The sequence below is a fragment of the Tenacibaculum salmonis genome, assembly GCF_041053065.1.
In the GTDB taxonomy this organism is placed as follows: domain Bacteria; phylum Bacteroidota; class Bacteroidia; order Flavobacteriales; family Flavobacteriaceae; genus Polaribacter; species Polaribacter pacificus_A.
Genome location: NZ_JBFCVV010000001.1, coordinates 1,193,212 through 1,206,397, shown reverse-complemented (window position 1 = coordinate 1,206,397; position 13,186 = coordinate 1,193,212). Strand labels below are relative to the sequence as shown.

The 13,186-nt window shown below is 27.7% G+C and carries 14 protein-coding genes; all 14 read left to right on the top strand.

The window, feature by feature from the left end; all coding sequences use genetic code 11:
* Nucleotides 1–549 carry an acyltransferase gene (locus tag AB0T67_RS05190; RefSeq protein WP_369219436.1) on the top strand — a complete coding sequence of 183 codons (549 nt, stop codon included), beginning with the start codon at nt 1–3 and terminating at the stop codon, nt 547–549.
* Nucleotides 542–1,582 carry a polysaccharide pyruvyl transferase family protein gene (locus tag AB0T67_RS05185; protein ID WP_369219435.1) on the top strand — a complete coding sequence of 347 codons (1,041 nt, stop codon included), beginning with the start codon at nt 542–544 and terminating at the stop codon, nt 1,580–1,582. The genes AB0T67_RS05190 and AB0T67_RS05185 overlap by 8 nt, the downstream gene beginning before the upstream one ends.
* The gene (locus AB0T67_RS05180; RefSeq protein WP_369219434.1) at nt 1,575–2,594 is read left to right on the top strand and encodes a glycosyltransferase family protein; all 1,020 of its coding nucleotides are present in this window, start codon (nt 1,575–1,577) and stop codon (nt 2,592–2,594) included. Before AB0T67_RS05185 ends, AB0T67_RS05180 begins: the two co-directional genes overlap by 8 nt.
* Nucleotides 2,595–2,599: 5 nt before the next feature.
* Complete coding sequence (locus AB0T67_RS05175; RefSeq protein ID WP_369219433.1) at nt 2,600–3,688, top strand: glycosyltransferase family 4 protein; 1,089 nt, start codon at nt 2,600–2,602, stop codon at nt 3,686–3,688.
* Complete coding sequence (locus AB0T67_RS05170; RefSeq protein WP_369219432.1) at nt 3,688–4,716, top strand: EpsG family protein; 1,029 nt, start codon at nt 3,688–3,690, stop codon at nt 4,714–4,716. Before AB0T67_RS05175 ends, AB0T67_RS05170 begins: the two co-directional genes overlap by 1 nt.
* Complete coding sequence (locus AB0T67_RS05165) at nt 4,713–5,801, top strand: glycosyltransferase (RefSeq protein ID WP_369219431.1); 1,089 nt, start codon at nt 4,713–4,715, stop codon at nt 5,799–5,801. The genes AB0T67_RS05170 and AB0T67_RS05165 overlap by 4 nt, the downstream gene beginning before the upstream one ends.
* Nucleotides 5,783–6,886: a hypothetical protein gene (locus AB0T67_RS05160; RefSeq protein ID WP_369219430.1), complete on the top strand. Its 1,104-nt coding sequence runs from the start codon at nt 5,783–5,785 to the stop codon at nt 6,884–6,886. The genes AB0T67_RS05165 and AB0T67_RS05160 overlap by 19 nt, the downstream gene beginning before the upstream one ends.
* 41 nt (nt 6,887–6,927) lie before the next feature.
* Entirely contained in the window at nt 6,928–8,070 is a 1,143-nt protein-coding gene (locus AB0T67_RS05155) for a glycosyltransferase family 4 protein (RefSeq protein ID WP_369219429.1), read from the top strand.
* Nucleotides 8,071–8,072: 2 nt separating this feature from the next.
* Nucleotides 8,073–8,678, top strand: coding sequence for a sugar transferase (locus AB0T67_RS05150; RefSeq protein ID WP_369219428.1), 606 nt, complete (start codon nt 8,073–8,075; stop codon nt 8,676–8,678).
* Entirely contained in the window at nt 8,671–9,294 is a 624-nt protein-coding gene (locus AB0T67_RS05145; protein ID WP_369219427.1) for an acetyltransferase, read from the top strand. Before AB0T67_RS05150 ends, AB0T67_RS05145 begins: the two co-directional genes overlap by 8 nt.
* Complete coding sequence (locus tag AB0T67_RS05140) at nt 9,284–10,420, top strand: DegT/DnrJ/EryC1/StrS family aminotransferase (protein ID WP_369220492.1); 1,137 nt, start codon at nt 9,284–9,286, stop codon at nt 10,418–10,420. Before AB0T67_RS05145 ends, AB0T67_RS05140 begins: the two co-directional genes overlap by 11 nt.
* A 97-nt stretch (nt 10,421–10,517) precedes the next feature.
* A complete protein-coding gene (gene rfbA / locus AB0T67_RS05135; RefSeq protein ID WP_369219426.1) occupies nt 10,518–11,393 on the top strand; it encodes a glucose-1-phosphate thymidylyltransferase RfbA in 876 nt (291 codons plus the stop codon).
* Nucleotides 11,394–11,402: 9 nt separating this feature from the next.
* The gene (gene rfbC / locus AB0T67_RS05130) at nt 11,403–11,963 is read left to right on the top strand and encodes a dTDP-4-dehydrorhamnose 3,5-epimerase (protein WP_369219425.1); all 561 of its coding nucleotides are present in this window, start codon (nt 11,403–11,405) and stop codon (nt 11,961–11,963) included.
* Between the two features lie 54 nt (nt 11,964–12,017).
* Nucleotides 12,018–13,037 carry a dTDP-glucose 4,6-dehydratase gene (rfbB, locus tag AB0T67_RS05125; RefSeq protein ID WP_369219424.1) on the top strand — a complete coding sequence of 340 codons (1,020 nt, stop codon included), beginning with the start codon at nt 12,018–12,020 and terminating at the stop codon, nt 13,035–13,037.
* Nucleotides 13,038–13,186: the final 149 nt, after the last annotated feature.

Genomic DNA, 13,186 nt, shown 5'->3' with positions numbered 1-13,186 from the left:
ATGATGGGTATGTTTAATATGTTAAAAAAATACAAATTCAGAAAAACATTAAAAACACTAAAGAGTTATGGTGAGTTTAATGATATCAGTTTGGATACATTATTTATTTTTTCAGATAAAATAAAAATAGGATCCTATATTTATATAGGACCAAATGCATCTATTAATGGTCTTGGTGGTATTGAAATCAAAAATGGAACAATTATAGGACCAAATATTATTATTCATTCTGCTAATCATAATTTTAAAAAACCTAAAAGTATTCCCTATGATGAAAATTTTGAATATAGGAAGGTTATTATTGGAGAAAATGTTTGGATAGGTGGTAATGTTATTATTACACCAGGTTCAATAATAGGTGAAGGTTGTATTATTGGTGCAGGTACTGTTGTTTCTGGTAAAATACCCGCATTATCAATAGTTGTAGGAAATCCTTGTCAAATTATAAAGAAAAGAGATGAAGAAGAATATTATTCTTTAAAAGAACAGGGTTTGATTTATATGAAGTTAAAAAAAGAATTAAAGACAGTACAACCAAATTATGAATAATATAATTAATATAAAAGGTGCATACGGAGAAGAAAACTTTGGAGATGATTTATTAATGAAAGTTTTTGAGGGTTTTTTTAATCAAGAACTTGATTCTAATGTAGATTTTCAGGGTCTGAATGCAGAGTATCCTGAAAGTATTTTAGAGTATTATACTTATATGAAGAACAAACTGGATGATGGTTTACTTGTTTATGGTGGAGGAACGCAATTTTTTTCTTTCTCTAATGTAAATTTATTTTCATATAAAGGATTTGTTTTATCTTTAAAAAGAATTGTTAAAGATGTTATTTATAATGAGGAAAAAATAACTCCTGCTTATTATTTAGGTATAGGTTTAGGTCCTTTTTCAGATAGTTATATTGAAAGAAAGACTAAAAAAGCATTAAGCAATGCTCATTTTATTGGTGTAAGAGATGAAATATCATTTCAATATGCCCAAAAATGGGGGATAGACGTAACTTATGGAGCCGATGTAGTTTTTTCAAAATATTTTCAACTTCCTATAAAAATGGTAACTCCTGAAAATAAAAAAAAGAAAATAGGTGTTATTGTTAGAGATTGGAATTGGACAGATGAAGGTAGAGCATATTTAGATAAAATTAAACGACTGAAAGATAGAGAGGATTTTGATGTTCAATTTATTATTTTTTCTTCTTTGAAAGATCGATTTTGTATGGAACATTTTAAATATGATGATACTTTGATTTGGAACCCCAATTTGCACAGTATAGATGATTTTATTGTTAAATTAAATCAATTTGATGTTTTTGTTTCAGCACGATATCATGGAGCAATTATAGGAACATTATTATCAAAACCAGTAATATGTGTAGAGGTTGAGTCTAAAATTAACGGATTGGTTAATGATATTCCTGAATTAAATTTATGGGAACAACCATTTGAAGAAGAAAATTTAGATAAATTATTAAGTAAATTGGATTATAGTGTTGATTATTCAAAATCCATAGAAAAATTATCTAACAGAGCAAACGATATGTTAGAAATCTTTAAAAGAGAAATAAATGAATAAAAATATTGTTTTTTATTTACCAAAAGGTAGTTTGAATGATGCAACTAATTATTATGTTTCACTTATTGAGGAGTCTTTTGTGGAACTAGGCTGTTCTGTAACTAGAGTTGAAAATATTTTGGATGTTAAAGGTGCTGATGTTGCTCTTACAATTGAAACTCTACCATTTTTTAGAGTGAAAAAAAGATTTCCTTTTATGAAACAAATGAATTGGTTTCAGGGAGTGTTTCCAGAGGAAGCATATCTAAATAGAAGAAATATTTTTTATTATTATATATTTAATTGTTTAGAAATATTGTCATTAAGTTTTTCTAAATTGAATATTATGGTGTCAGATGCAATGTTAAAGCATTACGAGAATAAATATAGGCTTAAGTTGGCAAATAAAAGTGTCGTAATGCCCTGTTATAATAAATCATTGATAAAAGAATACTTTAATATTTTAGGTAGGTACGATAAGCCAAGTTTTGTTTATGCAGGTAGTCTATCTAAATGGCAATGTATTGAAGAAACCTTACAGATATATAGTCAAATTGAAAAAGAGATACCTAATGCTACTTTAACACTTTTAACCAAAGAAAAGGAGATAGCATTAGAGCTGATAAAAAAATACAATATTAAAAATTGTACTATTAATTATGTTTTGTTAGAGGATTTAGATAAAGAATTGTCAAAATATAAATATGGTTTTTTAATAAGGAAAGATGATGTTATTAATAATGTTGCGACTCCAACAAAGATGAATTCATATTTAGCGACAGGTCTTATTCCTATTTTTACCGATGTTATTTATGACTTTAATCAACATATTAATATGGAAGAATATGTGATAAAATTAGATAATAATAAAGAAATAGATAGTTGGGTTAGAAAAATAATAGATTTTGAGACTAACACTAAAATAGACTTTAATGATTATTTTATAGAAGTGGAAAAATGTTTTAATAATTATTATTCTGATTTGCTTTACAAGAAGGAAATTAAGAATAAAATTAAAGAAATATTGAGTTAGAATTTATGAAGAAAATACTATTTACCATATCAAATGTAGAAGCAAGAGGTGGTACAGAGCGTACTACTTATATTGTTGCGAGTGGTTTGGCTGAAAGAGGATATGATGTGTATTTGTTTTCTACTAAAGGAAAGGTAGAAGATATTGCTTATGAATATAGTGATAAAATTAATTTTATTATTCAAGAAACAGGTACAAATAAATTATTTTCATTTATACGTTATATTTATTGTTTAAGTAGGTTTTTAGTGAAAAATAAAATAACTACTTTGGTTAGTGTAGAAGCAATGTCTGTATTATTTACTTTCCCTACATTGCTACTTACATTTAGAAGAAAAAAAACACAATATGTTGTTTGGGAGCATTTTAACGCTTCGGTTACATTGGATAAGAAATTAAGAGTTTGGTGTAGGATGTTAGCAAGTAAATATGCAAATACTATCGTTACTTTAACACAAAGAGACGTAGCCTTATGGCAAGATAAATTCAATGTAAAAGCACAAATATTATCTATATCAAATGCATCACCTTTTGAAGTTTCTAACAAAAGATATGCTTGTGATAGTAAAAATGTAATCGCGATAGGTCGTTTAAGTTACCAAAAAGGTTTTGATAAGTTAATAACTATTGTTTCAAAATTGAAAGAAACACAAGATATAACAGGTTGGAAACTTCAGATTATAGGTAGTGGGGAAAATAAAGAAGCTTTAGAAAAACAAATTAAAGATTTAGATGTTGAAGATGTAGTAGAGATGGTAGCTAATACACCTAAGATAAAAGAATATTATCAAAACGCATCATTTTTAGCTATGACCTCTCGTTTTGAAGGACTACCTATGACATTACTTGAAGGGCAATCTTATGGATTACCACTTATTGCTTATGATTGTTTAACAGGACCTTCAGAGGTAATTAATGATAGTCATAACGGATTTTTAATACCTGATGATAATGAAGATTCTTTTATAAATAAATTAAAGGAGTTAATGAATAATCAAGTATTAAGAAAGCAAATGAGTACACAAGCAAAACTAGATGTCGCTAATTTTTCAGAGGAAAATATTATTAATAAATGGGTTGATTTGATAAATTAATGAATAAAATTTTAAAAAATATTATTCCTTGTTTTTTTGCTATTCTTTATGCACTATGGCTATCCGCGTTACCTTTCTCTTTATTTGCTGACAGAGATAATTATCTTGATTATGCAACAGATTCAGAAGGCTTAATTGATACATACAAGCAATTAGGTGGTTGGATTGTTTTGTTTTTTAGAGAACCTTTGTGGCTGTATTTTAATAAATGGTTAATCTTTTTAGAGGATCCTGAATTAACGGTGCAAATATTTGTGTTTTTTGTTTGTTTTTCTGTGTTCATTTTTCTTTATAAAAACACTGAAAATATTTTCTTTTTTCTTGTTTTTCTGATATTTCTGTTTTTTAATGTACAGGCATTTGCTATGCAGTTAGTTACTTTTAGACAAGGTATTGGTGTTGCTTTTTTATTTTGGTATATCTTATTATTTAAAGAGCATTTAACACATAAAAAACTAATCGTTTTATTTACATGTTTAGCCTTAATTCACGCTTCTTTTTTTATAATACTTGCTGTTATTATATTAGACTGGTTTTTGTTAAATTATTTAAAATTTAAAAACGTTTATTTAAGGGTATTTACATTTACTATTGTATTTTTAATCATAAATATTTTGATTGCTCAGGTTGCTAAATATTTAGGAACAAAAGCACAATTAAATGGAGAGATTAGTGTGGGCGGAGGTGCATTTTTAATGTATGGAGTTATTTTCTTGTATCTTCTTTTTGTAAAATCTAAAAAACAAGAAAATAGAGTACAAGAATTTTATTATATTTTTGCTTTGTCAGGATTGGTTATTTACCTTACTTCTTACTTTACCTCGGGTATAGGTGGACGTTTGATAGGTACTTTTATTCCATTTTTTTATTTAGCAATTATGTATAGGGCAAAAATGCAAGATTTGTTATTTGTATTATTACTAATCTTTGTAAATTCATCTCTATTTTTTAAAGGAGCAATTGAAGGGTTTACTAAGGTTTCAGTAGATGAATTATTAAGTGAAATTTTTAGTTTTAATATATTATGAGAATACTACAAATAATAAATAGTCTTGAGACAGGAGGAGCAGAAAAATTGATGGTTGATAGTGTACCTGTCTATTCTAAACAGGTAGAAATTATTGATGTATTGTTGTTAAAAGATTCTCAAACTAAATTTAGAGAAAAATTACAAAGTAAAAGTATAAAAGTAACTAGCTTAACAAAAGGCTCATTATATAATCCATTATTAATTTTTAAAATTATTCCTTTTTTAAAAAAATATGACGTAATACATGCACATTTATTCCCTACATTATATTGGGTAGTGTTAGCTAAGTTAATAAGTTTTTCTAAAATATCTATCGTTTATACAGAACACAGTACAAACAATAAACGAAGAAATAATATTATTTTTAAGTTAATAGATAAATTCATTTATGCAAAATTATCAAAAATTGGTTGTATATCAGAAGGAACATTTAGAAATTTAGAAGAACATATAGGAACTTCAGAAAAATTATCTGTTATTACTAATGGGATTGTATTGGAGGATTTCAATAATCAACAAGTAAAACAAAAAGCATTAACGTATGATTTTTTTTCAAAAGAAGATTTTGTGTTAATTCAGGTTTCTAGTTTCAGAGAGCAAAAAGATCAAAAAACATTGATTAAATCGCTACAATTATTACCTAAAAAAGTTAAACTATTATTGGTTGGTGATGGACATTTAAGGAAAGAAAATGAAATGCTTGCAAAAGAATTAGATTTAATAGATCGTGTAAAATTCTTAGGAAATCGATATGATATTCCTGAATTAATGAATTATGCGGATGTTGATGTATTATCTTCTGTCTATGAGGGTTTTGGTTTGGTTGTGGTAGAAGGAATGGCAGCCGGAAAACCTGTCATTGCAAGTAATGTTTCAGGTGTTAAAGAAATTGTTAAAAATAGTGGTTTATTATTTGAAGTAGGTAATGAAAAAGAACTATCTAAAAAAATACAGTTTTTAATGAATGAAAATAATTATAATGAAATAGCCGATAAGTGCTATTTGAGAGCACAAGATTATTCAATAAAAGAAATGGTAGATAATTACATTAAAATTTACAAATCATGTATAGTAAAAAACTAAAATTTCTTGTTTTTATACTTTTTTTGAGTTTAAACTCTTGTGTACATAGTCAAGGGTTTCATTATAAAAAAGTAGATGGTATTCCTGTTTTTATTAAAGATTTTAAAGAAGGAAAAGAATGTAGAGCTTTATTAAAAAACACAGAATACACTGATGTTACGGATTACCTTCCTGCTAATTATATTAAAGATGCAAGCGTAGACTATACCAAGTATTTACAACAGGCTATTGATGAAAATTTGAATATTTTAATGCCTAATTTTCCTGTTTTAATAAATGATAAAGGATTGTCTTTAAGAGATAATCAAAAAATGGTTTTTAAACGAAAATCTAAATTAATTTTAAAGCCCTCTTTAAAAACTAATTACGAAATGCTTCGTGTAAATAATAAAACAAACGTTTATATTTTTTCACCTAAATTAGTTGGTGATAGATACGAACACTTGAATGTAAAAGGAGAGTGGGGAATGGGTATTTCTATCAAATCATCAAGTAACATAGAAATAATTAATCCTCAAATTAAAAAGTGTTGGGGTGACGGAATCTACTTAGGGCAAATAGGTGATAAAATAAATAAGAATATTTCAATTAATTATGGTCTTATTGATGAAAATAGAAGAAATGGAATCTCTATAATTAGTGTAGATGGGCTATCTATCTCTAATTTAACAATAGCTAATACAAATGGAACTAATCCACAAGCTGGAATTGACTTTGAGCCTAATGCAAATAATGAAAATTTAAATAATATAAAAATTCATAATTTATATACATTTAATAACAAAAATGTTGGGATGTTATTTGTGTTAGGAAATTTAAATCTTGAAGATAATAGGGCAAATTTTTATATCGAGAATTTTTCTGATAGTTTTTCTAAACGATCAGTTGCATTTCATAATATGAAAAATACAAATATACATGGGGATGTTTTTATTAAAAATTTCAACTCTAATAATTGTAAAAATCCTATACATGTATTCAAAAACTCGTTGCCTGCAAATTTAAAAATAAAGATTGATGTTGGTAATAATAAATTAAATACAACTAATATTCAGTTGATGAATATTAAGCTATTGTATGACTAATTAAAAAGATAAATAAAACCTTAAAACGGAACTAATAATAAATGAAAAAACCAAAAATAATACGCATAACTACAGTACCTCAATCTTTAAGTAGATTACTAAAGGGGCAACACCGTTTTATGTCTGAACAAGGTTTTGAAGTGGTTGGGGTTTCTTCTAAAGGCAAACGATTAGAACAAGTAGCTAACGAAGAACAAATACGAGTGCAAGCTATAGAAATGTCTCGTAAAATAACACCTTTACAAGATTTAAAATCATTATGGAAAATGTATTTGTTTTTGAAAAAAGAAAAACCAGAAATTGTACATAGTCATACTCCGAAAGCAGGAACTATTGGTATGATGGCTGCAAAATTAGCATGCGTACCACATCGTTTACACACTATTGCAGGGTTACCCTTAATGGAAGCCACAGGTAAAAAACGATACTTATTAAATGCTGTAGAAAAATTAACTTATGCTTGTGCTACCAAAATATATCCTAATTCTAAAGGCTTATATGATTTTATTTTAGAACAAAAATTTACTTCAAAAAATAAATTGAAGGTAATAGCAAATGGTTCTTCGAATGGAATTAATATAGAAGACTTTAGTACTAAGCAAGTAAGTGAAATTACCAAAACAGAATTAAAAGAATCATTAGGGATTAAACAACAAGATTTTGTTTTTATATTTGTTGGTAGGTTAGTAAGTGATAAAGGAATTAATGAGTTGGTTGAGGCTTTTCAGCAAATAAAAGATAATACAAGTAAATCAGTTAAATTACTATTAGTAGGGTCGGAAGAAAGAGAATTAGATCCTTTAGATGAAAAAACTATAAAAGTTATAGATGAAGATACTAATATTATTGCAGTAGGTTATCAGAAAGATGTACGTCCTTATTTTTCGATAGCAAATTGTCTAACTTTTCCTAGTTATAGAGAAGGATTTCCTAACGTAGTTATGCAGGCAGGAGCTATGGAATTGCCGAGTATTGTATCAAATATAAATGGCTGTAATGAAATAATTGAAGAAAATAAAAATGGATTTATTATTCCTGTTAAAAATGTAGATGCTTTATATGATGCAATGCTAAAAATGATGCTAAATTCAGATATGAAATTAAATGCAAGAGAAATGATAACAAATCGCTTCGAACAAAAAGTTGTTTGGGATGCATTGTTAAATGAATATAAAACCCTTTAATAATGTATAAAAACTATATTAAACGTATTTTCGACTTTCTAATTGCTTTAGTGGCGTTAGTTTTACTAAGTCCAATATTTATAATTGTGTTAATTTTATTGAGCATTTACAACAACGGAAAACCTTTTTTCTTTCAACAAAGACCTGGTAAAAAAGAAAAAATATTTAAGGTTATTAAGTTTAAAACCATGAATGATAAAAAAGATGTTGAAGGGAGCTTATTATCAGATGAACTTAGGTTAACAAAAGTTGGTAATTTTGTTCGTAAAACATCATTAGATGAACTTCCACAATTATTAAATGTTTTAAAAGGGGATATGAGTTTAATAGGCCCAAGACCTTTATTAATAGAATATTTGTTATTGTATAATAACGAGCAGAAGAGAAGACACAATGTAAGACCAGGTATAACAGGTTTAGCACAAATAAATGGGCGTAATGCAATTAGTTGGAAGAATAAATTTGAATATGATGTTCAGTATGTTGATAACCTTTCTTTTATTTCAGATGTAAAAATATTTTTTAAAACTTTTTTTAAGGTATTTAAATCAGAAGGAATTAGTAAAGAAGGAGAAGCTACAACAACAAAGTTTTTAGGTAATGAATAAAAGAATTTGTTTGTTTGGAGCGAGTGGACATGGAAAGGTAATTAAAGATATTGCTATCAATAATACTATTGAAGTACTTACTTTTGTTGATGATAATCCAAAATTGGAAGTGTTACATAATATTTCGGTTATAAAATCAGCAGAAATAAAATCAGTTGACACAGAAAATTTTATTATATCAATAGGAAATAATGAAATTAGAAAAAAAATAGCAAATAAATTAAATGTTAACTTTTCAAGTTTAATTGATAAAACAGCTATTATTTCAAAATCAGCAAAAATAGCAGAAGGTACTGTCGTAATGCCATCAGCAGTTATTAATGCTGATGTTAAAATAGGAAAACACTGTATTATTAATACAGCTTCAATTATAGAACATGATTGTATTATTGAAAACTATGTTCATGTATCACCAAACGCAACAATAACAGGAGCTGTCTTAATTAAAGAAGGAACTCATATTGGAGCAGGAGCTATTGTAATACCTGGTGTTAAAATAGGGAAATGGGCTACTATTGGTGCAGGAACTGTGGTTATTAAAGATATTCCTGATTATGCAGTTGTTGTTGGGAATCCAGGTAGGATTATAAAATATAAAGAAAAAAATAATGGATAAAATTTGGCTTTCTTCTCCACATATGGGAGGAACAGAACAAAAATACGTGCAAGAAGCATTTGATACAAATTGGATAGCACCACTTGGGCCAAATGTAAACGGATTTGAAAAAGATTTAGAAAATTATATCGGTGAAAATTCAAGTGTTGCTTGTTTAGTATCTGGTACTTCAGCAATACATTTAGCTTTAGTATTATCAGAGGTTGGTTTAAATGACGATGTTATTTGTCAGAGTATGACATTTTCAGCATCGGCAAATCCTATAAAATATCAAGGTGCAAATCCTGTTTTTATCGATAGTGAAAAAGATACTTGGAATATGTGTCCGATAGCACTAGAAGAAGCTATTGAAAAAGGAATATCAAAAGGTAAAAAACCAAAAGCTATTATTGTAGTTCATTTATATGGAATGCCTGCAAAAATGGATGAAATTTCTGCTATTTCAAAAAAATATGATATTTCTTTAATAGAAGATGCCGCAGAAGCATTAGGTGCTACTTATAAAGGTCAAAAATGTGGAACTTTTGGGGATTTTGGAATATTATCATTTAATGGAAATAAAATTATTACAACATCAGGAGGTGGTGCTTTAGTTTGTAAATCAGAAAAAGATAAACAAAAAGCTGTTTTTTTAGCAACGCAATCAAGAGATGATGCAGCGCATTACCAACATTCAGAAGTAGGGTATAACTACAGAATGAGTAACGTTGTTGCAGGTATTGGTAGAGGACAAATGGAAGTTTTAGATAAACACATTGGTTATCGAAGAGCTAACAATGAATTTTATCAAGAGTTATTTAAAAATGTTGATGGGATAACTGTATTTAAAGAACCAACGCAAGATTATTATTCAAATCATTGGTTAAGTGCTATTATTGTTGATGAAAATATCACAGGATTTTCTAGAGAAGATTTGAGATTAAGTTTATTAGAAGATAATATAGAATCTCGCCCTTTATGGAAGCCAATGCATTTGCAACCAGTTTTTGAAAGTACTGATTATTATGGAACTGATGTATCTGAAAAATTATTTAATGATGGATTATGTTTGCCTTCAGGTTCAAATTTAACAGCTGATGATAGAAACAGAATTCAAGAAGCTGTACATAAATTATTGAAAAAATAATTACTAAAAAAGATTTAATAATAAAGTATATAAAAAATAAGCTCAAGGTAATTCTTGAGCTTATTTTTTATAAATTAGACGATATTATCATAAAAAAATGAAAGGCATTATTTTAGCAGGCGGATCAGGAACACGCTTATATCCGATTACAAAAGGAGTATCAAAACAATTACTTCCTGTGTACGATAAACCGATGATTTATTATCCGTTATCAGTTTTGATGCTTGCGGGAATCAAAGAAATTCTTATTATTTCAACACCTAATGATTTACCTAGTTTTGAAAAATTATTAGGCGATGGAACTGATTTAGGAATAACGTTAACTTATGCTGAACAACCATCTCCAGATGGATTAGCACAAGCTTTTATCATTGGTGAAAAATTTATAGGAAATGATGATGTTTCCTTAATTTTAGGCGATAATATTTTTTATGGTCACGGATTACCAGAAATGTTAGCTTCGGCAATCAATAATGTTCAAAATGATAAAAAAGCAACTATTTTCGGTTATTATGTAAAAGATGCAAAACGTTACGGAGTCGTTGATTTTGATGATAATGGAAACGCAATATCAATTATTGAAAAACCTGAAAATCCGAAGTCAAATTATGCAGTTGTTGGATTGTATTTTTATCCGAATAATGTTATCAAAATAGCAAAAAAAGTAGTTCCTTCAGAAAGAGGTGAGTTAGAAATAACGTCTGTAAATCAACAATATTTAGAAGATAAACAACTAAAAGTTGAACTTATGGGACGTGGTTTTGCTTGGCTCGATACAGGTACACACGATTCATTATTAGAGGCAAGTCAATTTATTGAAACCATCGAAAAAAGACAAGGTTTAAAAGTAGCTTGTTTGGAAGAAATCGCTTTATATATGGGCTATATTTCTAAAGAAAAAGTACGTGAATTAGCTGAACCGTTAAAAAAGAATGGCTACGGACAGTATTTATTAAACTTAGTAAATAATTAATATAGTCAAATGAAGTTTATTAAAACAGAAATTGCTGATGTGGTTATTATTGAACCAACTATTTTTAAAGATGAAAGAGGTTATTTTTATGAATCGTTTAGTCAAGAGAAATTTGATGCCAATATAGGTGAAAATATACAAACGACTAATTTTATTCAAGATAACGAATCAAAATCTACTTTTGGAGTTTTAAGAGGTTTACATTTTCAAAATCCACCTTTTGCACAAGCAAAATTAGTGCGATGTAATAAAGGAAAAGTATTAGATGTTGTAGTCGATTTACGTAAAAAATCAGCTACTTACGGTAAACACGTTAGCGTTTTTTTATCCGAAGAAAATAAAAAACAATTATTTGTTCCAAGAGGTTTTGCGCATGGTTTTGTGGTTTTATCCGAAGAAGCTATTTTTTCGTATAAAGTAGATAATAAATATGCACCTTCGCATGAAGATGGTATTTTATGGAACGATAAAACACTTAATATCGATTGGAATATCGAGCAAGAAAAAATAATTTTATCAGCAAAAGATGAAATTTTAGGAACATTTGAAAACTTTGATTCGCCTTTTTAATTAAATACTTTAAGAATTGTAAATTTGAAATCTATCTTAAAAACAATTCTTTTAATGAAAAGTATTTTAATTACAGGCGGTGCAGGATTTATTGGTTCACATGTTGTTCGATTATTTTCGAATAAATATCCAACATATCAAATTATTAATTTAGATGCTTTAACCTATGCGGGAAATCTAGGTAATTTAACAGATGTTGAAGATAATTTAAACTACACTTTTATAAAAGGAGATATTTGTGATGAAATTTTAGTTAAAAATATTTTTGAAGATTATAATATAGATGCTGTAATTCATTTGGCTGCGGAATCGCATGTTGACCGTTCTATTTCAGACCCATTTTCGTTTGTTAAAACAAATGTTTTTGGAACTTTAAACCTGTTAGAAAATGCCAAAAATAGCTGGAAAAATAATTTTGAAGACAAATTATTTTATCATATTTCTACAGATGAGGTTTACGGAAGTTTAAAAGAAACAGGTTTTTTTACTGAAAAAACAGCTTACGATCCTCATTCGCCTTATTCTGCATCAAAAGCATCATCTGATCATTTTGTAAGAGCTTTTTATGATACTTATGGTTTGCCAATTGTAATTTCTAATTGTTCTAATAATTATGGACCAAATCAATTTCCAGAGAAGTTAATTCCTCTTTTTATCGATAACATCATCAATAAAAAAATGTTACCTGTTTACGGAAAAGGCGAAAATATTAGAGATTGGTTATATGTAGAAGATCATGCAAGCGCAATTGATGTGATTTTTCATCAAGGAAAAACAGGTCAAACTTATAATATTGGTGGCGATAATGAATGGAAAAATATTGATTTAATTAAGCTATTAATTAAAGAAGTAGATATTGCACTGCAAAATGAAATAGGTACTTCTGATTATTTAATTACATACGTTACTGATAGGGCAGGACATGATTATCGATATGCTATTGATTCATCAAAACTTAAAAATGACTTAGGTTGGAAGCCTTCTTTACAATTTGAAGAAGGTATTCAAAAAACAATTCAATGGTATTTGCATAATCAAGAATGGTTAGGAAACATAGCAAAAAAGAAGTTGTAATTTTATTTGAAGCAATTTCCCGCTTTCCGCACTCGCTTTTTTTTGAAGAAAAATCAAAAAAAGAGCTCAAACAAATGCTTCAATCGGGGCTAGAGATTTTTACTTTATTTTAAAAACTAGACAAAACAATAAAAAAAGCGCACATTTAA